This window comes from Bartonella sp. AA81SXKL (assembly GCF_042196945.1).
Taxonomy (GTDB): domain Bacteria; phylum Pseudomonadota; class Alphaproteobacteria; order Rhizobiales; family Rhizobiaceae; genus Bartonella.
In genome coordinates this window covers 192,964-218,057 of the sequence record NZ_JBHIRH010000003.1, presented here as the reverse complement: position 1 = coordinate 218,057, position 25,094 = coordinate 192,964, and the positions used below count along the sequence as shown (strand labels likewise).

The window sequence follows — 25,094 nt, the reverse complement described above, 5'->3', positions numbered from 1 at the left end:
TTTTTAGAACAATTGATTAACTTTGTAAACGCCGACAAATTTCATCTAATTGTTCTAATGAAGAGTAATGTATTTTTAAATCTCCACCTTTTTTACCATGTCGAATAATAACTTTCATTCCTATCACATCTGCAAGTAATTTTTCTAAAGATTTTGTTTCAGCATCTTTCTCCGTATTGGTACGCTTTTTAGTTTTAGGATTAGCTTGCTCATATGCAAGTATTTCTGTTTGACGTACTGAAAGCCCTTCACGAATAATTTTCTCAGCTAAATTTTGTGGATCATCAACGGTTATAAGACAACGTGCATGACCTGCAGAAAGTTGTCCATCAGTTAAGAATTGTTGTACTTTTTCTGGAAGTTTTAACAAACGAAGCGTATTTGCAACATGACTACGACTTTTTCCTATAACTTGCGCTAAATCTACTTGCGTATAATCATGTTCATTTAGAAGCATCTCATATCCCTTTGCTTCTTCGATAGGATTAAGATCTGCACGTTGAACATTTTCAATAATTGCCAATTCCAAAGCCGTTTTATCGTCCACATCACGAATAATAACGGGTAATTGACTTAAATTTGCACGTTGTGCTGCACGCCAGCGCCGTTCACCCGCAATCAATTCAAACCGATGAGGATGATCTCTTAAAGGCCTCACAATAACCGGTTGAACCACACCGTGTTGACGAATTGATTGTGTCAAATTATCAAGCTCTGTTTCAGTAAAATGACGCCGAGGATTGTGAGGATTACATGAAATAGATTCAATAGAAATAAATCGCTCAGAAAGACTACCGGATTCATTTAATTTATCAAAGCTTGATGAACGTGCAATATTGTTGTTTAAATTGATATCTCCAATCAATGCCGCTAATCCACGTCCTAGTCTTTTTTTTGATAGATCATCGTTCATAATTTTGCTCTTTGAGTTTTCTTACAAAAAATTTTACATTTTTAAGCAGCAGCACGTGCTTGTTTTTCACGTTGAATCATTTCTGATGCTAGACGCAAATAAGCTTGGCTCCCAGCACATTTAAGATCATAAAGCAATACAGGTTTGCCAAAAGAAGGCGCTTCTGATACTCTTACATTTCGTGGAATAACAGTACGATAAACTTTATCTCCCATAAAAGAACGTACATCTTCAACAACTTGATTTGAAAGGTTATTACGTCCATCATACATTGTTAGAACAATACCTTGGATCTCTAAAGATGGATTAAGTACGGATCGCACTTGTTTTACTGTTTCAAGTAATTGACTTAAACCTTCAAGTGCTAAAAATTCACACTGCATAGGCACTAAAACAGAATCCGCAGCCCCCATAGCATTAAGTGTTAAAAGATTAAGGGAGGGAGGACAATCAATTAAAATATAATTGAATTTTTTTTCCATTTCCGGATCATCATAGAGAGCTTTACGTAAGCGTTGTATGCGATCTTTTGATGAAGAAATTTCCATTTCCACACCTAAGAGATCAAGTGTAGAGGGAACTATATAAAGATTGGGTACGGCTGTTTTTAAAGCCGCCTGTGTAATTGAAACGCCCGAAACCAAAACATCATAAGAAGATAAAGGACGGCTATTACGATCAATCCCTAAACCTGTACTAGCATTACCTTGTGGATCAACATCCATAATAAGGACATTTTCACCAATAGCCGCTAAAGCTGTAGCAAGATTAATTGCTGTGGTTGTTTTTCCGACTCCACCCTTTTGGTTTGCAATAGCGATAATTCGTGTTTCGCTCATTTTGCTCTACCCTCTATATGATCGAATATGAGAAATTTCCAAAATAACAGAATTTTCATCAACTTTACTTTTATGTTTTAACAGATCAAAGTGCCAATTGGCAGAGGCATTTTTTATTTCTGTAGCGTAATCCCGACCTTTTTGCAAAAGAGCTATTGTTTTTTCTGTTAATAAAGGAAAAATGAGTTGTAAAAGAGTATCAAGCGGCGCTAATCCCCGTGCCGTTATAATATCAGATATGGGAATTTTTTGATATATATCTTCAATTCTAGCGTGATAAACCGTTGCTGGAAGATTAAGTTGAGCAATAACTGTTCGCAAAAAAGCAACTTTTTTCCCATTACTTTCAACAAGATTAATATGTGCTGTTTTTTTTTCTTTCAAAAAGATAGCAATCACAATTGCAGGAAAACCTCCTCCTGATCCTAAATCACACCAATGTAAAGAATGAGCATACAAAGGAAAAATTTGTGCTGAATCTAGAATATGTCGTGTCCATAGATCTGGTATAGTTGTAGCAGATATCAAATTAATATGTGCATTCCACTGAAGTATTAAAGACTCAAACTGAATTAAATTTTCCATCGTTTCACGTGAAACAGAAGGAACAATATTTAATAATTGTTGATATTTTTTTTCTGTAGAAAAATTCATTAAGCTGTTTTAGCCTTTTCACGTCGTTGACGTTGAATATGTGTAATAATAAGTGATAACGCGGCGGGTGTCATGCCATCAATTTTTTGTGCATCAGCAATTGAACGCGGCGACACTTCTTGAATTTTTGATTTAAGTTCATTTGAAAGACCTGAAATTGCCTGAACATCAAGAGAAGAAGGAATTTCTAAACGCTCATCTCTCTGAAGAGAGGCAATATCTTGTGCTTGTTTATCTAAATAAACCGCATATTGTGCTTCAATTTCTAAAGATTCTGCTGTTTTAGAATCAATTGTTTGTAATTGTGGCCAAAAATTTGAAAGACGCTCTAAGGTCATATGAGGATAAGCAAGAAAATCATAAGCCGAACGCCGAATTCCATCATGATTAACATGTAATCCATGAGCAGAAGCTTCATTGGGTGTTAAAAAAAGATTTTGACATATTGATCGTGCTTGATCAAGCCGTTGTTGTTTTTTCTGATAACATTCCCAACGTATTTTACTCACAATACCCCATTTTTGTGCCAAAGGTGTTAAACGCGTATCAGCATTATCAGATCGTAAAGATAAACGAAATTCAGCACGTGATGTAAACATCCTATAAGGTTCACAAACACCACGTGAAACCAAATCATCAATCATAACACCAATATAAGCAGTAGAACGACTTATAAGTATTTCATCTAATTTACCTACTTTACGTGCAGCATTTAATCCAGCTAAAAGTCCTTGTGCTGCTGCTTCCTCATATCCTGTTGTACCATTAATTTGGCCTGCTAAGAACAAACCCGGTAAAGAACGTAATTCTAAGTTTCTCGTTAATTGTTGTGGATTAACAAAATCATATTCAATAGCATAACCAGGTTGCAAAACTATAGAATTTTCCAATCCTTCAATGGTTTTCAATAGAGAAATTTGTACATCTTCAGGAAGAGAAGTAGAAAGACCATTTGGATAAACAGTATCATCATTTAATCCTTCTGGTTCCAGAAAGATCTGATGTCCATCACGTTCTCCAAATTTCACAATTTTATCTTCAACAGAAGGACAATAACGTGGTCCTAACCCTTCAATATTTCCAGAATATAAAGCAGAGCGATAAATATTCTCGCGAATAATTTGATGTGTTTTCTCATTTGTACGTGTTATTGCACATTCAATTTGTGGTTGTTCAATTTTCTCTGTTAAAAGAGAAAAGGGTATGGGATTTTCATCTGCTTGTTGTTTTTTGAGAGCTTCCCAAGCAATTGTTTTTTTACTCAAACGAGCAGGGGTTCCTGTTTTTAATCGTCCAAGTTTTATATGATATTTTTTCAAATGTTCAGCAAGTTTTACACTTGACTGATCTCCCATACGACCAGCAGCCCATGTTTTATTACCAATATGAATAAAGCCATTTAAAAATGTACCTGTTGTTAAAACAACAGCACCAGAAAAAATTGTTCCTTGTTTTTTTAAAATAACACCTGATACACAATTATCTTTAACAACCAGATCAATAACTTCATCCTCAATAAGAGTAAGATTTTCTTGTTCTTTTAATAATTTTTGAATTGCTTTTTTATAAAGTTGTCTATCTGCCTGTGTCCGTGGTCCTCTTACTGCCGGTCCTTTACGTCTATTAAGTAGTCTAAACTGAATTCCAGCAGCATCTGCTGCTCTTCCCATAAGACCATCTAACGCATCTATTTCACGAACTAGATGCCCTTTTCCAAGTCCACCAATAGCAGGATTACACGACATTGTTCCCAGTGCTGATATTTTATGTGTAACAAGCGCTGTTTTGGCTCCTACACGTGCTGAAGCTGAAGACGCTTCACAGCCAGCATGACCACCACCAACAATAACAACATCATATGATTGCATTTAATTCATTCCGTAGAAAATATTATAAGGTTTCACGTGAAACAGGATATAAATTACATAATCTTTATAATCTGTCTATGAAATAATCAATGTTTCACGTGAATCATTATTTACCAACACAAAATTCTGAAAAAATAATATCAAGCAAATCTTCAACATCAATATCTCCTGTAATTTTCCCAAGAAAATCACTTGCACAACGGAGATGTTCTGCACGTAAACTGAGATCAAGAGAATGATAATTAAGAGAAAATTCAATCTCTTTAACAGCCTGCTTTAATAATTGAAGTTGCCTTTTACGTGCTGGAACAATATTTCCAATTTCAGAAGCACGATAATGACAAAATGATTCAAGTTCTTTTATAAAATAATCAAAATTTAAACCAGTTAATGCGGAAAATTGTATAGACCAACGCTGATCACTTTTTTCATAAAGATCAAGCTTATTGCCAACACACCATATTTCAGCCGATGTTTCTGGTAAATCAACTTGCGTAGGATTTCCTATATCATAAACCAAAATAACCAAATCAGCTTCCATAACATGCTGTTTAGCAACTTCTATTCCCATCTGTTCTATTTTATTTTCTGTTTTTCTAAAACCAGCAGTATCTGTTAAAAAAATAGGTAAACCACCAAGAATAATTCTCATTTCTAAAGCATCACGGGTTGTTCCTGCTTCTTCCGTTACAATAGCAACAGATCTTCCTGAAAGACGATTCATAATGCTTGATTTTCCAGAATTTGGAGCACCAGCAATAACAATTTTTAATCCATCACGTAAAATACTCGCACGTTCTCCTTCAGTAATATATTCCCGAATAGAAGTACAAAGATCATCAACATCTTTCCAAACTTTATCAGATATTGCGTTGGGAATATCTGCTTCATCAACAAAATCAAGTTCTGCCTCAATAAAAGCACGCGCCTTCATAAGCTTATGACGCCAATCACGATAAAGCGTCGTTAAATGTCCACTTGTACCCATAACAGCTAAACGCCGTTGGCTTTCCGTTTCTGCTTCTATTAAATCAGCAAGACCTTCTGCTTGAACAAGATCTAATTTTCCTTCCATAAAAGCACGACGTGAAAATTCACCTGCCTCTGCAATACGGCATCCAGAAAATGTCGACAATTCATCGAGAAAACGATTAACTACTGCTTTTCCTCCATGTAAATGGAATTCTGCACAATCTTCCCCCGTAAAACTATGAGGAGAAGGAAAAAAAACAGTTAAACCAGAATCTAAAAAACTACCATCACGAGCAGTAAGATTTCCATAATGCATAAAACGTGCTTTAGGTAAACGACCACAAAGCGTTTTAACTATATCCACAACATGAGGACCAGAAAGCCGAATGACTGCAACCCCTGAAGGTAACAATCCACTCGAAACAGCAAAGATTGTATCCACAGGTTTTATCCTAATAAAAACTTTAATAACTCTACGTATTCATTGAATCAAAAAATTCACTATTATTTTTTGTTTGCTTTAATTTATCAATCAAAAATTCAATTGCATCTGTTACATTCATAGATGCTAAAATACGACGAAGAACAAAAATTTTGTGTAAATCTTGTCGTTCTACCAGAAGTTCTTCTTTACGCGTTCCTGACTTTAAAATATCCATAGCAGGGAAAATACGTTTATCAGCAACTTTTCGATCAAGAACAATTTCCGAATTACCTGTTCCTTTAAATTCTTCAAAAATAACCTCATCCATACGACTTCCTGTATCAATCAAAGCCGTTGCAATAATAGTTAAAGATCCGCCTTCTTCAATATTACGTGCTGCACCAAAAAAACGTTTTGGACGCTGGAGGGCATTTGCATCCACACCACCTGTTAAAACTTTACCCGAAGAAGGAACAACTGTATTATATGCACGTCCAAGACGTGTAATAGAATCGAGAAGAATAACAACATCACGCCCATATTCAACGAGACGTTTGGCTTTTTCAATGACCATTTCTGCCACTTGTACGTGACGTATTGCTGGTTCATCAAAAGTAGAAGAAACCACTTCTCCTTTTACTGAACGCTGCATATCAGTAACTTCTTCTGGTCGTTCATCTATTAAAAGAACAATGAGATAGCATTCAGGATGATTAGTGGTAATAGAATGAGCAATATTTTGAAGTAAAACTGTTTTTCCCGTTCGAGGAGGAGCTACAATTAACCCTCTTTGTCCTTTTCCCAATGGAGATATCAAATCAATCACGCGTGATGACATATCTTTCTCTGTAGGATCTTGTATTTCCATTTGGAAACGTTCATTTGAATAAAGAGGAGTAAGATTATCAAAGTGGATTTTATAACGAATCTTTTCAGGTTTTTCGAAATTAATTGTATTAATTTTAAGGAGAGCAAAATAACGTTCTCCCTCTTTTGGACTGCGTATGGGTCCTTCAATTGTATCGCCTGTTTTTAAAGAAAACGACTGTATTTGTGCAGGTGAAAGATAAATATCATCAGGACCAGGAAGATAATTAGCATCAGCAGATCTCAAAAATCCAAATCCGTCTTGTAAAACTTCAACAACACCTTCTCCTATAATTTCAACGTCTTGTAGAGCAAGTTTTTTCAAGATAGCAAACATTAATTCTTGTTTGCGCATAAGGGAGGCATTTTCAACTTCTAATGTTTCAGCAAAAGAAACAAGCTCAACGGGATTTTTGCTTTTAAGTTCTTGTAGTTTCATTTTTTGCATGAAATATGCTCTTTGTAATTAAGGAGAAGATTGTTCTAAATAATTTATGGAAATTTATGAGTGAAATATTATTAAGAAAAAATATCCTACACTCAATTTTTTTAATCTGCAAGTACCATTTATATGAAATTTGTTCCTGTAATATTAAGTAATTATATGAAAAACTTGAAAAAATATAAAATCCAAATAGTATTTAATTATTTTAATAACAAAAATGTGATTTAGAATTATAGCATTAATGAAATGCTATTCAAAAGTATTTTTTACAGAAATTTATATTAATAAATTTATATTAAAGAAAGGATTATTCTTATTTATAACTGTGTTTAGTGTGGATTATTATTTATCCTCAATTTTATCCACAAAAGGAACTGAAAAAAGAATAAAAATATCACTATCTTAAAGATATTATCCCCTCTTTTTTTATAAGAGGGATTAAATTATCACAAGCATTTAATTTGTGCATAAAAAAGGAGAATTTTTCATAAATTTTAGTTTTATAAAAAACGGTGAGGATATATACACATGTCTTAACAAGGAGTTAAAATTTTTGTGACAAAAGAAAAAAAATTCTTTCATTTACACATGCTTTCTGATGCAACAGGAGAAACATTAATTTCTGTTGGAAGAGCTGTAGCATCGCAATATGCAATGATTCAGGCAACAGAGCATATCTATCCTATGATTCGTAATAGAATACAGTTACAGAAAGCTCTTAATGAAATACAACAAGAGCCAGGTATTGTTCTTTACACAATGATTGATGAAGAATTTAAACTTCTCCTTCAAAAAAGGTGTAAAGAAATGAAAGTTCCCTGTATTGATATATTGCATCCTGTTTTAAATGCTTTTCAGTCTTACCTTGGAATGCCAACACATTTACGTGCGAGCGCACAACATGATCTTAATGCAGATTATTTTCGCCGTATTGAGGCACTGGATTTTACAATAGAGCATGACGATGGGCAGTCTTCCAGTAGCTTATCCGAAGCAGATGTGATCCTTGTGGGAATTTCAAGAACCTCTAAAACGCCAACAAGTATCTATTTAGCAAATCGCGGAATAAAAACGGCTAATATTCCTCTTATTCCTAATATTGATTTGCCAGAATCTCTTTTAGAGGTAAAAAATTCTTTAATTATTGGTTTAATTGCTTCAGCTGAAAGAATCTCACATATCCGCCAAAATCGAGATTTGGGAGAAAGTTTTGCTCTTGATAATTATACAAATCGTATCAACATAGCTGAAGAATTAATCTATGCAAAACGCATTTGCGAACGTTTTGGTTGGCCTATTATTGATGTCACAAGACGTTCTATTGAAGAAACTGCTGCTGCAATATTTGAACTGTTATCACGATTTCGTGAAGGAAATGAGAGAAAATTCTCATGAACGCAGATACTTTAATATTAGCATCTCTTAGTTTTTATCGTGCAAAATTATTAAAAAAAGCAGGCTTAAATTTTTCCATTGAAGGAGCTTCTTTTGATGAAAGAGAAGTAGAAAAAAAAGCAAAAGAAAAAACACCTAAAGAACTCAGCTGTTTTCTTGCGAGTGCAAAAGCAAAAAATGTTTCAGATCGTTTTCCTGATGCTTTCGTTATTGGTTGTGATCAAGTTCTTGATTTGGAAGGTCAAGTTTTTCACAAAGCAACAAATATTAAAGAAGCACATCAACGTTTATGTAAGTTATCAGGAAAAGCCCATTCTCTTCATAGTGCGGTAGCTTTATTTAAAAATGGTCAAAAAATTTGGGTTGAAGCTTTTAGTGCACATATGTCCGTCCGTTTACTCTCATCAGAATTTATTGAACGTTATTTAGCACGCGTAGGAAAAGATGTTTTAAACAGCGTGGGAGTATATCAAATTGAAGGAGAAGGAATTCATCTCTTTGAAAAAATTGAAGGAGATTTTTTTACCATTGTTGGTTTACCTTTGCTGCCTCTACTCATAAAACTGCGCCACTTAGGAATTATTAATGGTTGACTTAACAATAAAAAAAACAAATTATCCGCGTGCTTTTGTTGTTGGTTCTCCAATTCATCATTCAAAATCGCCAAAAATTCACAATTTTTGGCTTAAACAATATGGTTTACAAGGAGAATATCTTGCACAAGAAGTAACATCTGAAGAGTTCAGTCATTTTATTGCGTCTTTACAAAAAATAGGCTTTTGTGGAGGAAATGTTACTTTACCTTATAAACAGGAAGCTTTTCGTTTAGCAGATTATAAAGATGAGAGAGCAACAATGATTGGTGCTGTTAATACACTTTGGTATGAAGGAGATAAGCTTTGTGCCACGAATAGCGATGCCTATGGTTTTAGCGCTAATCTTGATGATTTTGCATCTGATTGGGGAGGGGAAACAGCTCTTGTTTTTGGAGCAGGTGGTGCCGCACGCGCTATCATATATGCCTTAAAAAAACGCGGATTTGAACAGATTTATTTAATTAACCGTACAAAACAACGTGCTGATAATTTAGCTCAGCATTTTGGAAAAATCATTAAAGTTTACGATTGGTATAAAATCCATGAAATACTTCATCAAGTTGATTTGATTGTTAATACAACATCTATTGGCATAAAAATTCCAGAAGAAAAAAGTGATTCTTTTTTTTGCGATTTTCATAAAGCAAAAAAAACGGCGTTAGTAACAGATATTATTTATACACCATTGATAACTCCTTTTTTACAACAGGCAAAGGCTTGTGATCTCAAGACGGTTGATGGGCTTGGGATGCTTCTACATCAGGCTGTTATAGGGTTTGAACAGTGGTTTGGAATAAGACCACAGGTGACAAAAGCGTTACGGACAGCCATTTTAGAGGATATGAGTGAAAAAAGAGAATGAAGATCGTAGGATTAACGGGATCAATTGCTATGGGAAAATCAACAGTTGCTGATTTTTTCAAGCAAGCGGGTATTTCTGTTTTTAGTGCTGATGAAGCAGTAAAACAGCTTTATAAAAGTGAGCCAGCTTTGTCATTCATAGAGCGTATTTTTCCTGGTGTTGTTGAAAACGGTGAAGTTAATCGTTTGAAACTTTCTGAAATTTTGATTGATGATAAGGAAAAATTACAAACATTAGAAAAAATAATTCATCCTTTGGTGCAAGAAAAAGAAAGGGAATTTATTGATATAGCGCGTGAACAAGGGAAAAAATTAGTTATTCTTGATATTCCACTTTTGTTTGAAAAAAATGGTGAAAGTCGTGTGGATAGCGTTATTGTTGTTTCTGCTCCACCAGAAATACAAAAAGAACGTGTCATGATTCGCCAAGGTATGAATGAGAAAAAATTTGCCTTTATCAATGCTCAACAAATGCCAGATGAAAAAAAACGAGAACGTGCTGATTTTATTATTGATACAGGGAAAGATTTAGAAAATACCCGTCAACAGGTTTTTGATGTGATAAAAAAATTGCTAAAGAATTAAAATCATGCGTGAAATTATTTTTGATACAGAAACAACAGGTTTAGATAAAGAGAAAGATCGCATAATCGAAATTGGTTGTGTAGAAATGGTTGATCGTTATCTCACAGGACGCCAATTTCATGTTTATTTAAACCCTGAAGGCGTTATTATTCCTGATGAAGTTGTAGCAATTCACGGATTAACCAATGAACGCTTGAAAAACGAGAAAAGTTTTAGTGATATTGTTGATGAATTTTTGGAATTTATCAAAGACGCGACAATGATTGCGCATAATGCGAGTTTTGATATTGGTTTTATTAATGCAGAATTAAAACGCGTCAACAAACCGCTTATCAGTATTGATAATATTCTTGATACATTGGCTATGGCGCGGCGTAAATTTCCTATGGGTCCTAATTCTCTTGATATTTTATGCAAACGTTTTGGAATTGATAACAGCCATCGTGTTCTTCATGGTGCTTTGCTTGATGCAGAGATTCTAGCTGATGTTTATATTGAGCTCATCGGTGGAAAGCAAGGTGTATTGGGTTTTGATAACAGAAGGGGTATTGATGAACATATCCAGAACGATAAAGATACATCTTATGCCGTTAAAATTCGCCCACAGGTTTTACCTTCAAGATTGAGTACGCAAGAAAAAAAGTTACACGCTGATTTTATCTACAAAATGGGTGAAAAAGCTCTGTGGAAAAACTTCAAAATTCATGAATAATATCATCTTTTATCTAAAAGAGTTACGATTGAAATTAAAGAATATAGATGTCAAAAAAAACGGTCGTTGTGGGGAGGGGAACACCACAACGACCCTGTCGCTACATCGTACCTCAGCTATCATAGGAGGAGCAAAATGAAAGCTATTAATCCTGTAACAGCAAAGAAAAGCTCTAGGTACTTAATATAAAGTGCAACGACTTCACGTTTTATGAAGAGAAAAAATGGCTTTTTAGAGGCAAAGTGAAAAAATATATAAGGGTAATTTGTTTTTTTAGCTGAAATGGAGAAAAAATTGTCATGAAAGTAACAGATCATCTTTTTTTGGTTGACGGATCAGGCTATATTTTTCGTGCTTATTATGCTTTGCCGCCTTTAAAACGTAAAAAGGATGGACTTCCTGTAGGAGCAGTAGCTGGTTTTTGCAATATGTTATGGAAATTACTTTGTGATGCTCGTAATACAGCTACGGGTGTTGTTCCAACACATTTTGCTGTTATTTTTGATTATTCATCTGATACTTTTCGGAAACAAATTTATCCTGAATATAAAGCGAATCGCGTTGAACCTCCTGAAGATCTAATTCCTCAATTTGCGCTAATACGCCAAGCAACGAAGGCTTTTAATTTGCCTTGTATTGAAAAGGAAGGCTTTGAAGCGGATGATTTAATTGCTACCTATGCAAAGTTGGCAACAAAGGTTGGGGCAAAAACAACCATTATTTCTTCTGATAAGGATCTTATGCAACTCGTAAATACGCATGTATCTTTGTATGATGGAATGAAAGATAAGCATATAGGTATCTCAGAAGTTATAGAAAAATGGGGTGTTGCGCCTGAAAAAATGATTGATTTACAAGCATTAATTGGAGATTCAACGGATAATGTACCGGGTATTCCAGGCATTGGTCCAAAAACTGCAGCTCAGTTGTTAAATGAATTTGGTTCTCTTGATCTTTTATTGCAAAACGTAACAGAAATTAAACAAACAAAACGACGTGAAAACATTCAAGCTTATAGAGAACAAGTTAAAATATCTCGTGAACTTGTCAGGCTTAAAACAGATGTTCCTATAGATAATGATTTAGATGATTTTATTTTGGAGCCACAAGATGGTCCACGTTTAATTGCTTTTTTGAAAGCGATGGAGTTTTCAACATTAACGCGTCGCGTGGCAGAGGCAACGACATGCGATGCAGCTGTTATTGACGCACTTGATATAGATGTTGAATGGGAAAAACTAAGCCCCAGGAATGATTCTGATATCAGGCATGATTCTTATATCAAGAATACTGAGCGCGCATCTCTTCATAATTTTTCTGAAAATTCTCCACAAGTTTTTGCACAAAAACGTAAAGATCAAGCGCTGACTCAAAAAATTACAAGAGATGCTTATACAACAATTCTTGATGAGGAAATTTTAAAAGACTGGTTATCACAAGCACAAGAGCAGGGTTTTTTTGCTTTTGATACTAAAACAACATCTCTTGATCCGATGCAAGCAAAGCTTGTTGGTTTTTCACTCGCATTACAGCCGGAAAAAGCAGCTTATATACCTCTTGAACATTTTGATGAAGGAGAAGAGGACCTTTTGAGGGGCGGGCGCATTGCCTCACAGATTGAGGACCAAAAAGCTTTAGCACTTTTAAAACCGATATTAGAAGATTCAGCGGTGTTAAAAATTGGTCATAATATAAAATATGATTGGTTGGTGATGAAGCAATATGACATTATGATAAGCTCTTTTGACGACATCATGCTTTTATCATATGCTTTTGATGCTGGAATGTTAACCCATAATATGGATGATTTGTCTGAACGTTGGCTTGAGCATAAACCAATTGCCTATAAAGATTTAACGCATAACGGGAAAAAAATTACTTCTTTTGCACAAGTAGATTTAAAACAAGCAACCCTTTATGCGGCGGAAGATGCTGATATAAAGCTACGTCTTTGGCAAGTATTGAAACCGCAACTTGTTGCTCGTGGAATGACAAAAATTTATGAGCGTCTTGATCGGCCTCTTGTAGAAGTTCTTGCAAGAATGGAAGAACGGGGGATTCTTATTGATAGGCAGATTTTATTGCGTCTTTCAGGAGAGTTAGCACAAGCTGCTTTGATTCTAGAAGAGGAAATTTACAAACAAGCTGATGAAGAGTTTAATCTTGCTTCGCCAAAGCAATTAGGGGATATCCTTTTTGGCAAAATGGGATTGCCTGGAGGCGCTAAAACTAAGGGTGGACAATGGTCAACTTCTGCACGGACCTTAGAAGAGTTGGCTGCTGAAGGTCATATTTTACCGCGTAAAATTATTGAGTGGCGTCAACTTTCAAAGCTAAAATCTACCTATACAGATGCCTTGCCTTCTTATATTTTTTCAAAAACAGGGCGAGTTCATACAAATTATTCTTTGGCAATAACATCAACAGGTCGGTTATCATCATCAGAGCCAAATTTGCAAAATATTCCAGTGCGAACTGCTGAAGGACGTAAAATTCGAACAGCTTTTATTGCTCCCAAAGGACATGTGTTACTTTCTGCTGATTATAGTCAGATTGAGTTGCGCATTCTTGCACATATTGCGGATATAAAAGCATTAAAAGAAGCTTTTGCTAAAGGGCATGATATTCACGCTATAACGGCATCACAAATGTTTGGTGTTGCGATAGAAGGAATGCATTCAGATATACGACGGCGTGCAAAAGCGATTAATTTTGGTATTATTTATGGTATTTCAGCTTTTGGACTAGCCAATCAATTGGGAATTTCACGCCAAGAAGCGGGTCGTTATATTCAACTGTATTTTGAAAGATTTCCAGGAATTAAAGATTATATGGAGAAGACCAAAATCTTTGCACGTGAAAATGGTTATGTAGAAACAATTTTTGGACGTCGTATCCATTATCCAGAGATAAAAGCAAAGAATGTAAAAATTCGTTCTCTTAATGAGCGGGCAGCTATCAATGCTCCAATTCAAGGTTCTGCAGCAGATATTATTCGTCGCGCTATGATACATATGGGAGATGCTTTAAAAGAAGAAAAACTATCAGCAAAAATGTTGCTGCAAGTTCATGATGAACTGATTTTTGAAGTACCAGAAGAAGAAAGTAAAAAAACCATGACTGTTGTTAAAAATATTATGGAAAATGCTACAATACCGGTTCTATCTTTATCTGTACCGCTTGAAGTAAAAGTTATGACGGCTCAAAATTGGGATGAGGCACATTAATTTTTTTTATTTATTTTTAAGAATATTGATTGCGTTGGAAAGATTAAGATAGGCTTTGATAGGCAAATGATCTGAAGCAATGCGTGCAAGTGGTGAATAATGATTTTCAATACTTGTTACCAATTGGTGGGGAAAAGAAAAAACTCTATCAAGGGCTAACAAAGGAAAACGAGAGGGAAAGCTTGGTACAACTTCAAAAGTGCTATCAAAATAGGGAGAAAAATGATTTAAAGATGAGCCTTTTCCCATTCGCCATTCATTAAAATCTCCTATGAGGAGTGTAGGCATAAGGGGGCGTTTTTGGAAAATTTCAAGGAGCATTTTTGTTTGTTGTTTACGAGAGTAACGTAATAAGCCAAAATGAGCCGCAATAATACGAATAGGGCCTGCTGCCATTTCCAACTCTACAATTACAGCCCCACGTGGTTCAATACTAGGAAGAGTGACTTGTAAAGTATCATGTACATATCCCTTTCGCAAAAAAAGAGCATTCCCATGCCAACCATGGCCATGAGGTGACATAGTATTAAGAGGTACAGGAATCAAACCGGTTTCAGCTTTTAATAGCTGAAGATTAATCAAACCGATGCGTTCCCCAAAACGTTTATCTGCTTCTTGAAGAGCAAGGATATCAACTTGTAATTCAGTAATAACACGGACAATTCTTGTAGGATTAAAAACTTTATCAACACCTACACATTTATGCACATTATAGGAAGCAACGGTCAGATCATAATTACTATTTTGATTGACGATGTTTGATTGATGATGAGAGCGGCTGTGAATTGTATTTAAAAAGGAGCTATGGAGTTTTTGTTGGATAAAACCGGTAAACCAAGGGAATTTTTGCTTATAAGGGATTTTTGTCATTTTGCGAAAAGAATAGTTTCTAAGAAGCAGAGGGTAAAGATTTACACTAAAAACAAAAGAACCTTGTTTCTTTTAGAAACAAGGTTCTTTAATTAAGTAATGATTTTTGCAATCAATCACGGTTTGAGCCAAGAAACTGTAGCAAGAAGACAAACATATTGATGAAATCAAGATAAAGATTCAGCGCGCCCATAATAACTTTACGTCCTCTGGTATCGCTTTCATCTCCTTCATAATACATCAACTTAATGCTCTGGGTATCGTAGGCTGTTAAACCAGCAAAGATAAAAACACCAATCACAGAGATAGCAAACTGCAAAGCGCTTGATCCAAGAAAAATGTTCACAATCATGGAAAGCAACAAGCCGATCAATCCAATGAATAAGAATGAACCGATTGCTGTGAGATCACGCTTTGTTGTGTATCCATAAAGTGAAAGAGCTCCAAAAGTTGCGGCGGAAATGACAAAGGTTTGCACAACACTTTCTGTCGTATAGCGCAAAACGATTGAAGACAGTGAAAGACCAACCAGAGCAGCATAACCAAAAAAGAGACTACGAGCAGCATTTGTGCTCAATGTATTAATTTTAAAACTGAGAAATAAGACTGCTATGAGTGGTGCAAACATAACAATATAAGAGAATGGCGATGTATAAAATGTTACTCCAAATGGTGTTAGATAAACACTGCTATTGATTTGAGCTGCTGCTTGGCTCATATCTGTTGTCGTTGCTAATGATACAATTGCATAAGCGGCAGCAGCTGTAATAAGCAAACCAATGGCCATTGCATTGTAGACACCCAACATATAGTCGCGTAATCCCTGATCAATTGATGCATCGGCATGAGAAGCAGGTGCCGAACGTAAATCTTTAAAATTAGCCATAATATAAAATCCTTTAGCATATGTTCTGTCAGGTATAGGGCTTTAAAGGTGTCTCTGTCATTACACAGATAAGCTTGGTATAAGCCTTAATTGGGCAAATACAAAAACCCTTAAGAATCACTGACAGAATTCCAGCATATATGCTCTTATTATGGAGATTTATTTAAAAATTACAAGAGATTTATATGAAGAAGGAACCTTACAAATTGGTAAGGAAATAGTTCATTTTAATAAAAAATATTTCCATTTTTTGCCATATTTTTGCAAGATAAAAAGACTAGACTTAAAAACTTTTCTATTGTTCACAGAAACTATGTAATACAATCCCTTATAAAATATTCACTATTTTTGCGTTTATGAGAAGAGCGGCAAGTATCATCACACTCTTTTCAACCTCCAATATTGCATCTGTTTTGCACGGTTATAAGAGCTGTTGAATTGGATTTTTATATAATATATTGATGTATAATGATAAATTGTCTTTTTGAATGCTAAATGATACTCCGAATATCGCAAGATTCTCTGGTTGAAAATCTGTTCATATTAAATCAATCAAGATTATTGACTTGCTTGTGTCTTACAAGAGACATGGTTTTAATGGATTCAACATGAACAGATTCCAAATAAAAGAGATTTAGGATAGTAAGGGCTTTTATTCAATATGAAAAACGGTAATTTATATTATAATCAATATGTTGCTTTAACAAGACACCATTGAAAATAGTTGAAAAAATGTTTTTTATTAAACAATATATAAAATAAAAAAGGAGAGTTTTTAAACGAAGCACTTAAGAAAGGCTCTGTAAAAGCGATATCTGTAAAAACTAAAAAACATACGAAAAGCAATTGTTCTAATCAAATAAACAGAACTTCAAATGCTGTGAAATGTCTCCTCAAAAATTGTGATGTAGGACACATGGATAAAAAATATTGATTCTATTTGGGTTCATTTCTTTTGCACTAACTAAGTGTAGAAATGTAAAGTTGGAAAGAAAGTAAGATCTTATAGTCCCATGAAGAGAAACACGTGAAATGACGAGCAACAAGAATTGATTAAGAGAAATCAATGCGTAATCAGACTTGTGATGGTCAATAATCTCTGTTTTCTAAAGCACTGAACATATCAATGAGAAGATGTACTATTGGAATGACGCCTTGCTTTCATCCAAGTACGCAATTCTTCAATAAGGATGGCAATAACACCGAGAGTGATAAAACTATCTGCAAGGTTGAAAATAGCAAAATAAAAAATATCATCAATATGAAAAAGTATATAATCAGTGACATGATGAAAGCGAATACGATCAATGAGATTGCCGATGGCTCCCCCAATAATAAGAATAAGGCCAAAGCGCATTAAAGACTTATTATATTCAGTATTTTTCCATAACCATAGAAGAAAGATAATCACAATGATCGTGATGGCGATGATTCCCCACTGAGAAAAGGAAGAAAAAAACGAAAATGCAATGCCAGAATTGCGCACATGATAAAGGGAAAGAAAAGGAATAAGCGAAATTTCTGTTCCTAAAGGCATATTGTGCATAACCCAGTATTTGACAGCTTGATCAAGTACTACTGTAAAAGCCAAGCCCAAGAGAAGAAAAGGGAGTGATTTACGAATCATGTTTTTCCTCACATGGTTCCAGTATTAAATAGGGGCGACGGATTTCATAAAGCATAACAGCTGTTGCTACAGCTAGATTAAGCGAGTCTGCTCGTCCGCTTTGTGGAATACGCGTAAGTTTATCACACCGATTCGTAAGAAGATCTGATAATCCCTGTTTTTCATTTCCCATTAAAAGGATAATAGGGCCATTTTTGAAGTCAAGTGTGCGATAATCCAGAGAACCTTTGAGGTGTGTTCCAACAATCATACCTTTAAAGTGAGAAGACCAGTTTAAAAAGCCGTTTTCATCAAAACGATAAAGTGGTACAGAGAAAATAGATCCCATGGTTGCACGGACTGTTTCAGGCGAGAAAGGGTCTGTTGTCTCGCCAATTAAAATAACACCTTTAGCACCTACAGCATCAGCGGTTCGAATAATGGTACCAAGGTTTCCAGGATCACGTACACGATCAAGCGCGATGTAAACATCTTTAATCTGCCCTTTTATCATTTCAAAAGAGTGCCATTTTTGCTTGAAAATACCAATAACTGTTTGTGGATTATCGCGTCGGGTAAGTGATTCCATAACCTTTTGTGAGGCTTTAATAACAAAACCACCGTTGGCTACAGCACGTGCGGCAGTATTTTCGATAGTAGCATTACCGATTTCACTTTTAGAAAAAATAAGCGTCTGTATTGTCCAGCCAAGATTGAGAGCATCAATGACCAATTTCAATCCTTCTGCCATGAAAAGACCTTCTCTATTACGGTTTTTCTTTTGGCTAAGTGCTTTAAGATTTTTTATGATGGGGTTGCTAAGAGAGGTAATTTCTTTCACTCTACCAGTTTTGGGTCTACACATATTCAAGCAATCCAACGGCTAAAAAGAGAAGTAGAAAGAGCACGTCCTGCAACTTCTTCACGCAAAATGAGTTCTCCTGATTCGACCGTACCACCAAGATTTACAAATGCATCACGCATTAAAGCATGAAGTGCAAAGAAGGAAGCACGAATAGAATAAGCCGTAAGGACAACAGAGAGCGGTTTATCAGAGAGAAGTTTACGACAATTTGTGATCATAGCGGGTAAATGATCAAACAGTTGCCAAATTTCACCATGGGGTCCACGCCCATAAGCAGGGGGATCAAGAAGAATCATATCATAGCTTTTCTTACGACGCAGTTCACGCTCGACAAATTTCATAGCATCATCGCAAATCCAGCGAATAGAATGATCTGGTAATCCTGCTCTTTCTTGATTAGCTTTTGCCCACGCAATGGCTTTTTTAGAAGCATCAACATGGGTAACATTCGCACCCGCTCGTGCTCCAATCAAAGAGGCAATACCTGTATAGCCAAAAAGATTCAACAATTTTATAGGGCGTTCGGCTTTAACAATTTGTTCTTCCATAGAGCGCCAATGGGCATCTTGTTCAGGAAAAACCCCCACATGACGAAAGGAAGTAAAACGGCCTAGAAAAGACAATCCATTCCAAGCAAGAGCCCATGTTTCATCAAGTGGCTTTTTAGGAAAATGCCAACGCCCAACCCCTTCTTCATCAAGGTTTCCTGTGAAAATAGCATCAACATCAGCCCATTGTTTTTGTGGTAAAGCGGGTTTCCATAGTGCTTGACCTTCTGGTCGAATAATGCGGTAAGCTCCATAACGTTCTAATTTTTGTCCATGACCAGAATCAATGAGAGCATAGTTTTCGCTTATACCCGTTTCTAAAATAAGGGGCAGCTTTTCCTGCGGATATCTATTGTTATGGGAGGATTGAAAGCATTGTGCGGGCATGTTTTGTATCATGGTATATGAGGTATAAAAATATATTATAAAGCTCTTAAATGTTTCGTAAAAGTGCAAAAAAGCTAAAGTCAATTAAAACATGTATAAAAAAGAAAAAGAGCGCTTTTAACTCTGTACTGAATATAAAATACTAAAGAGAAAAGATTTCATTTAAATACCATTACACAAGATTTGTGATAGATGTTTTCAATTTTTCAATCTCAGCTTCACTTTTTTTGAGAGCTTTTTTGTATTTGTGATAGGAAAACCAACCGATCAGATTTCCTAATAAAACACCAAAACCAAAGAAAATAAAGAGCCATATAAAGAGGGGAGCATGATAAGTAAAACTTTCAGAATTTGCTCGAAAAGGATCAAGGGTTAACGGAACCATTTGACGATTAGCCACGATAAAAACAATCAAAACCGCTGCGAGAATCACACCGATACTTGTTAGAAGAATACGTTTAATTATCATAAGTTTCTCACTGATTAAGACGGTCGCGTAAATCCTTGCCAGTTTTAAAAAAAGGAATCCACTTTTCTTCAACAGAAACGGCTTCACCTGTTCGTGGGTTACGTCCATTACGGGCTGAACGGCTTTTTACAGAAAAAGCTCCAAATCCACGAAGTTCAACGCGATTGCCATTTGCAAGTGCTGTTGCAATTTCCTCAAAAATAGCGTTTACAATATTCTCCACATCCCGTTGAAAAAGATGCGGGTTATGACGAGCGATAATTTGTACAAGCTCTGATTTTACCACAATAGCCTCACTTTCACACAAAAAAATTTTGTAATTGTGCACTCCATGCATATTACAATATATAAACGGATAAAAGCAAAATAAAATCAAGAAAAAACAAATTGCAAGAAACAAAATTTGAAAATACCTTCTATAAAGGGTATACAGATTAAAAATGCGGAGGATTTAAGAGATCAGGAGAGTATGTCCGTACACAATCATTATGAAGTCTTTTCAACGCAATCATCTTTTGGAGATGTTTTAAAAAAAGCATCCCGTCATTCGCGTCGCATTAGCATATTAAAAATTTTTTTACCTCTCTTAGCGTTGATTTCAGCGCTGGTTTTTTGCTGGTTTACGTTTTTCTTGGTTCCCGTTACTTCTGATTCTATGCCTTTGAATAATGGAGAAAGTGGCGTGATGAATTTGACGATGCTCAATCCAAAATTAGAAGGGTATACGCGTGCTCATGAACCTTATTGGCTTAAAGCAGAAAAGGCATTTCAAGATCATACCCACGCTGGAATGATTGGGTTGCAAAACATTACAGCTAGAGCATTTATGGGCCAACAACGACAGGTTTTTCTCGTCGCACAAGGGGGGGGTTACGATAACATTAATGGTTTTTTACAGTTGGATAAGCCATTCACGATTACGACGAATGATGGGATGATGGTACAATTTATGTCAGCTAGTATTAACTTATCCGAGGGACAGTTAAAAACAGATCAACGTGTTAATATTCAGCAAGCCGGTTTGAATCTTGCCGCAAACGCCTTACAAATTCGAGAAAAAGGAAAAAACATATATTTCCATGGTGGTGTGCATTTAGTGCTTCAAAAGCAATAACGCAGTATCAATACAAATCTTTAAAGGATATTTATAAAGAGAAGTATGTGTATATACAAACAGAAGAATTGAAATAATGAAATCGTACAAAAGATGGATAGGTGTGATGTTGGCTTTTAGCATGGGAATGTTAGGAGGAGGAGCAGTTTTAGGATATGCTGAAGTGGCCCATTTTGGAATAAGTCTATCAAGCGATAAAGAACCGGTAGAACTTCATGCAGATTCTTTGGAAATACGTGATAAAGAAGGGATAGCGCTTTTTAAGGGTGATGTTTCAGTGGTGCAAGGTGAACGTCTTTTAAGAACGGCAGAATTAGTTGTTTACTACGATAAAGCATATAAAGAAATTGATAAAAACAAGGAAGATACAAAGGCATCATCTGTTTCTTTATTTGGTTCGTCGAGTATACAAAAAATGGAAGCTTTAGGAAAAGTTTATATAAAAATTGCTACGCAAGTTGCTACGGGTGATAAAGGCGTTTTTGATGGAAAGTCAAAAATGATGAGTTTGACAGGGAATCATGTTGTGTTAACTGATGGTGATAATGTGGCAACGGGGTGCAAACTAACGGCAAATATGGAAAGCGGAAAGGCTTTTTTAGAAGGTTGTGAGACGCCTAAGAAAAAAGGTCGTGTTTCTATTATTTTAAAACAAAATCAAAAGAATGGCCATTAAGATTTCATGTTTGGAATCAAAAGAAAAAAACAGACCGATAGGTATAATCTTGAAAGTGAAGCTTCAAAAAATCCCTTAAAAGGGACCTTGATTGCTAGTAATTTGATTAAAGTTTATCGAGGAAGACGAACTGTTAATGGTGTTTCTTTTGGCATTCGTACGGGAGAAGCCGTTGGCATTTTAGGGCCCAATGGGGCAGGTAAAACAACTTGTTTTTATATGGTGACAGGGCTTATAAAATCTGATGGAGGATCCATTAAAATTGATGGATTTGATATTACGCATCTTCCGATGTATCGACGTGCGCGTTTAGGTATTGGATATCTTCCACAGGAAGCGTCTATTTTTCGTGGTCTTTCAGTAGAAAATAACATTAAAGCTGTTTTAGAGGTCGTTGAAAAAGATCGCCTTAAACAACGTGAAGAGTTAGATAGCCTTTTACATGAATTTAAAATTGATCATTTACGTAAAATGTCTGCACTTTCGTTATCTGGAGGTGAACGTCGGCGACTTGAAATTGCACGCGCTTTAGCTTCTCGTCCCCATTTTATGTTACTTGATGAACCATTTGCAGGAATTGATCCTATCGCTATTTTCGATATTCAACAACTTATTCGTCATTTAACGAGGCGTGGCATTGGTGTTTTAATAACGGATCATAATGTGCGTGAGACATTAGGGCTTGTCGATCGCGCTTATATTATTCATACAGGGCGGGTGTTAGTTCACGGTTGTCCTAACGATATTATCAACAACGTTGATGTACGCAGAATTTATTTGGGAAATCAGTTTTCTCTTTGATTTTACAGCTTTCACGAGTTTCCATTTAAGTTTAACCAAACATTATTACTGAAAATTTCCTTATTTATGCCAAAACTTCTTTTATGACTATAACCTTAATGTTGTTATTGAGTGGTGAAAAAGGCTTCATCATTAGAGGTTAGTTTGTTGTTTTATAAGTTTAGCTTACTCATAATTGTATCATAGAAAAGATATCACTAGATTAACGTGATAATGAGTGATAAACGAAGCTCTCAATAAATGCGTGTGTTATTGAAAGGTAAGAGATATTTATCATATTTTTCTCTGTCGAATCAAAAAATATATCGATGATGCTGTTTTAGGTATTTTGATGGGAGCACCGGTTTATATATTGCGGTTATTCAATAGGAGTTGTCGTATTTTATTGGTTTATATCGCCTATTTGAAAATAGGAGCTTGGCTACAGATATCAGGCTAAATCTATAAATCTTTTAAAATAATCATTAAATTTCTAAAAATCTTTATATTCTTGTTATAAGTCGATGTTCAAGCTATACAGTAATTTTCAAAGTAAAGGTCCATTTTGCTCAGTATGCTTTTCATCTTAATTTAAGGGCTCATTGTTTAAAGAAAGAAAAACTCTGATGGCGGATTATACATCAACTCTTATGACAAGTTTAATAAGTTTATGAATAATGGCCTTTTCTAGAGTCGTAAGGAAATTAACTTTATGAACAACTTCATTTGTTTGGTTTCTCATGCCGTTAATGATGATCCGAATACTATTTATTATTGTTTTAGAAGTGATATGAGATGTATTGAGCCATCACCCATTATAAATTGAAAAGTAAAAACACATGCGATGTTGCGAAAAGTGAAAGAACATTAAGTATCTATAGCGTTTATAGGTTTATTGATGAGCATTTTAGCGTGTAAGAGGAAAATTAAAGTATGAATTTGAGTGAGTTAATAGCACCGGAAGCGATCATTCCGGCTCTTAAGGCTAATTCGAAAAAACAGGTTCTGCAAATTTTAGCCGAAAAAGCTTCCAAGCTAACAGGTCTTAGTGAGCATGTGATTTTTGATGTTGTTTTACAACGCGAGAAGCTTGGTTCAACGGGTTTGGGTGGAGGTATTGCGATTCCTCATGGAAAATTACCTGATATTAATCGGATCATTGGTATATTTGCACGTCTTGAAAGTCCTGTTGATTTTGAAGCTCTTGACGACGAACCTATAGATCTCGTTTTTCTCCTTTTAGCACCTGAAAATGCTGGTGCAGATCACTTAAAAGCTTTATCACAGATCGCACGTGTTTTGCGTCACACTGATGTTGTACAAAAGTTGCGCAGTACGCATAATGCCAATGCGCTTTATGCTTTATTGATTCAATCTTCAGAATCAAATGCAGCTTAAAAGTTATTATGAGCGTATAAATTGCGAGGTATGCACTACAGAGCGTAGGAAATAATATAATTTGCATCTTAAGACTAATAACAAAAGGTTATGTCATGAGATTTAAGAAACTTACTTCTAATTGAACCTTCTTTTTAAAGAGCAACCAACAAAAACGAAGGGCTTTTCCTTTCTTGTTCTCGTATATTAAAGCATCTAATTATTATGTTCGTGGATTCTTTTATCCTGTTATACTGTAAAAACACTATCATTTGAGATATGGTGAGATAAATTCTGTAAGTCTTCTTAATATATTAAGTGCTTTTAGAGTGCGTGGTAAATATTTTTAAACAGGACTTGTCTGTAGAGCCTTTAGTTAAGTGAATCACATGAGTGGGAAGAAAAGAGGAGATCGCTCGACAAGAATCCAAACTTTTTCAGTCCAGATTGGATTAAGAATCTTCGTCCTTTGAAAGCGGGAAAGAAATCAACAGAAAAGTTTATTTGTGCATTGAATTTTTTTGTAAGTTGAGTTTGAGTGTTTAGGGATAATATTTTAATGCTCAAGAAAAAATAAGAGATATATTGTATCTTCAGTATAGCAAGATATTGATTTTAAATATAATTCACTATTTCGCATGTTGGATGAGAGATCCGAATATTGTAAAATTCTCTCATTCCAAACTTGTTTATGTTGAATCAATCAAAACCATTTCCTTGCACGTTGTAAACGGAATTAGCGTGTGGATAAAAACTGTACAAGAAAGGGGTAAAAATGCTTCCTATGAATCGTCTAAAGTATCGAGAGTTGTGCAAAACATTGGGAGCTGGAAAATAGTGTTATGGTGCCAGCTTTCTTCTTCACAAGTGGAGAGATCAACTATTTTATAGATATGATTTAGATGTCTGCTGTTGTATAGAGCTCATGCTAAAGAACAATTTTGTACGGTAAGAATGAAAATTATACCTTTAGGTTGGGTGAAAGAGTTTTTATGCATAGGAAGATTTATTTAAGTGTCTTTAATTGATTAAAATATTGTTTAAAAAACGGTAATGTTAGAACTGCTATAGAAAAAAGTTTTATATTTCTTTTTATAAATTACTTAGAAATAAGATAAGGAGACTTTCCCAAAGAATTCTTAAGAAGTTTTTTATAAC

The 25,094-nt window shown here is 35.2% G+C and carries 23 protein-coding genes; 10 read left to right on the top strand and 13 right to left on the bottom strand.

The features are described 5' to 3' along the window. Positions 1-16: 16 nt before the first annotated feature. The 6 genes from ACFINZ_RS03175 to rho all read right to left on the bottom strand — a co-directional run bounded on the left by ACFINZ_RS03175 (position 17) and on the right by rho (position 6,985). Entirely contained in the window at positions 17-913 is an 897-nt protein-coding gene (locus ACFINZ_RS03175) for a ParB/RepB/Spo0J family partition protein (protein WP_375612765.1), read from the bottom strand. 41 nt (positions 914-954) lie between these two features. After that, positions 955-1,752 (bottom strand): ParA family protein, encoded by a 798-nt coding sequence (locus ACFINZ_RS03170; protein WP_273790170.1) that lies wholly within the window; start codon positions 1,750-1,752, stop codon positions 955-957. Between the two features lie 6 nt (positions 1,753-1,758). After that, positions 1,759-2,406: a 16S rRNA (guanine(527)-N(7))-methyltransferase RsmG gene (rsmG, locus tag ACFINZ_RS03165; protein WP_375633639.1), complete on the bottom strand. Its 648-nt coding sequence runs from the start codon at positions 2,404-2,406 to the stop codon at positions 1,759-1,761. Beyond that, complete coding sequence (gene mnmG / locus ACFINZ_RS03160) at positions 2,406-4,274, bottom strand: tRNA uridine-5-carboxymethylaminomethyl(34) synthesis enzyme MnmG (protein WP_375633640.1); 1,869 nt, start codon at positions 4,272-4,274, stop codon at positions 2,406-2,408. Before mnmG ends, rsmG begins: the two co-directional genes overlap by 1 nt. 106 nt (positions 4,275-4,380) lie before the next feature. Continuing rightward, positions 4,381-5,688: a tRNA uridine-5-carboxymethylaminomethyl(34) synthesis GTPase MnmE gene (gene mnmE, locus ACFINZ_RS03155; RefSeq protein ID WP_375633957.1), complete on the bottom strand. Its 1,308-nt coding sequence runs from the start codon at positions 5,686-5,688 to the stop codon at positions 4,381-4,383. Positions 5,689-5,719: 31 nt separating this feature from the next. After that, complete coding sequence (gene rho, locus ACFINZ_RS03150; protein ID WP_015857121.1) at positions 5,720-6,985, bottom strand: transcription termination factor Rho; 1,266 nt, start codon at positions 6,983-6,985, stop codon at positions 5,720-5,722. A gap of 552 nt (positions 6,986-7,537) precedes the next feature. Between rho and ACFINZ_RS03145 the strand changes: the two genes are divergently transcribed. The 6 genes from ACFINZ_RS03145 to polA all read left to right on the top strand — a co-directional run bounded on the left by ACFINZ_RS03145 (position 7,538) and on the right by polA (position 14,358). Beyond that, positions 7,538-8,377, top strand: a complete 840-nt coding sequence (locus ACFINZ_RS03145) for a pyruvate, water dikinase regulatory protein (protein WP_375701168.1) — start codon at positions 7,538-7,540, stop codon at positions 8,375-8,377. Beyond that, positions 8,374-8,970: a Maf family nucleotide pyrophosphatase gene (locus tag ACFINZ_RS03140; protein ID WP_375701167.1), complete on the top strand. Its 597-nt coding sequence runs from the start codon at positions 8,374-8,376 to the stop codon at positions 8,968-8,970. The genes ACFINZ_RS03145 and ACFINZ_RS03140 overlap by 4 nt, the downstream gene beginning before the upstream one ends. After that, positions 8,963-9,835: a shikimate dehydrogenase gene (locus tag ACFINZ_RS03135; protein ID WP_375701166.1), complete on the top strand. Its 873-nt coding sequence runs from the start codon at positions 8,963-8,965 to the stop codon at positions 9,833-9,835. Before ACFINZ_RS03140 ends, ACFINZ_RS03135 begins: the two co-directional genes overlap by 8 nt. Beyond that, on the top strand, positions 9,832-10,419 hold the full coding sequence (gene coaE / locus ACFINZ_RS03130) for a dephospho-CoA kinase (RefSeq protein WP_375701165.1): 588 nt from the start codon (positions 9,832-9,834) through the stop codon (positions 10,417-10,419). Before ACFINZ_RS03135 ends, coaE begins: the two co-directional genes overlap by 4 nt. A gap of 4 nt (positions 10,420-10,423) precedes the next feature. Beyond that, complete coding sequence (gene dnaQ, locus ACFINZ_RS03125) at positions 10,424-11,131, top strand: DNA polymerase III subunit epsilon (protein ID WP_375633965.1); 708 nt, start codon at positions 10,424-10,426, stop codon at positions 11,129-11,131. Positions 11,132-11,430: 299 nt separating this feature from the next. Next, entirely contained in the window at positions 11,431-14,358 is a 2,928-nt protein-coding gene (polA, locus tag ACFINZ_RS03120) for a DNA polymerase I (RefSeq protein ID WP_375701164.1), read from the top strand. Between the two features lie 6 nt (positions 14,359-14,364). On the opposite strand, the gene ACFINZ_RS03115 is transcribed toward polA, so the two are convergent. The 7 genes from ACFINZ_RS03115 to ihfB form a co-directional block, all read right to left on the bottom strand. Next, complete coding sequence (locus ACFINZ_RS03115; RefSeq protein ID WP_375701163.1) at positions 14,365-15,228, bottom strand: endonuclease/exonuclease/phosphatase family protein; 864 nt, start codon at positions 15,226-15,228, stop codon at positions 14,365-14,367. A 112-nt stretch (positions 15,229-15,340) separates the two neighbouring features. Further along, positions 15,341-16,114, bottom strand: coding sequence for a Bax inhibitor-1/YccA family protein (locus tag ACFINZ_RS03110; protein ID WP_375611347.1), 774 nt, complete (start codon positions 16,112-16,114; stop codon positions 15,341-15,343). Between the two features lie 1,123 nt (positions 16,115-17,237). After that, positions 17,238-17,741 (bottom strand): signal peptidase II, encoded by a 504-nt coding sequence (gene lspA, locus ACFINZ_RS03105; RefSeq protein ID WP_375611348.1) that lies wholly within the window; start codon positions 17,739-17,741, stop codon positions 17,238-17,240. Beyond that, the gene (locus ACFINZ_RS03100) at positions 17,731-18,585 is read right to left on the bottom strand and encodes a TrmH family RNA methyltransferase (protein WP_375611349.1); all 855 of its coding nucleotides are present in this window, start codon (positions 18,583-18,585) and stop codon (positions 17,731-17,733) included. The genes lspA and ACFINZ_RS03100 overlap by 11 nt, the downstream gene beginning before the upstream one ends. Before the next feature lie 2 nt (positions 18,586-18,587). Continuing rightward, entirely contained in the window at positions 18,588-19,520 is a 933-nt protein-coding gene (locus ACFINZ_RS03095) for a class I SAM-dependent methyltransferase (RefSeq protein WP_375612775.1), read from the bottom strand. A gap of 172 nt (positions 19,521-19,692) precedes the next feature. Next, positions 19,693-19,989, bottom strand: a complete 297-nt coding sequence (locus tag ACFINZ_RS03090; protein ID WP_375612776.1) for a LapA family protein — start codon at positions 19,987-19,989, stop codon at positions 19,693-19,695. 7 nt (positions 19,990-19,996) lie between these two features. Beyond that, positions 19,997-20,275 (bottom strand): integration host factor subunit beta, encoded by a 279-nt coding sequence (gene ihfB, locus ACFINZ_RS03085; protein WP_273790186.1) that lies wholly within the window; start codon positions 20,273-20,275, stop codon positions 19,997-19,999. A 183-nt stretch (positions 20,276-20,458) separates the two neighbouring features. Between ihfB and lptC the strand changes: the two genes are divergently transcribed. From lptC to ptsN, 4 genes are all read left to right on the top strand, one after another. Continuing rightward, complete coding sequence (lptC, locus tag ACFINZ_RS03080) at positions 20,459-21,103, top strand: LPS export ABC transporter periplasmic protein LptC (protein WP_375701162.1); 645 nt, start codon at positions 20,459-20,461, stop codon at positions 21,101-21,103. 76 nt (positions 21,104-21,179) lie between these two features. Beyond that, on the top strand, positions 21,180-21,779 hold the full coding sequence (locus tag ACFINZ_RS03075; protein ID WP_375622043.1) for an LptA/OstA family protein: 600 nt from the start codon (positions 21,180-21,182) through the stop codon (positions 21,777-21,779). 6 nt (positions 21,780-21,785) lie between these two features. Further along, entirely contained in the window at positions 21,786-22,580 is a 795-nt protein-coding gene (lptB, locus tag ACFINZ_RS03070; protein WP_012754448.1) for an LPS export ABC transporter ATP-binding protein, read from the top strand. A 912-nt stretch (positions 22,581-23,492) separates the two neighbouring features. Then, on the top strand, positions 23,493-23,957 hold the full coding sequence (ptsN, locus tag ACFINZ_RS03065; RefSeq protein ID WP_375612779.1) for a PTS IIA-like nitrogen regulatory protein PtsN: 465 nt from the start codon (positions 23,493-23,495) through the stop codon (positions 23,955-23,957). Positions 23,958-25,094: the final 1,137 nt, after the last annotated feature.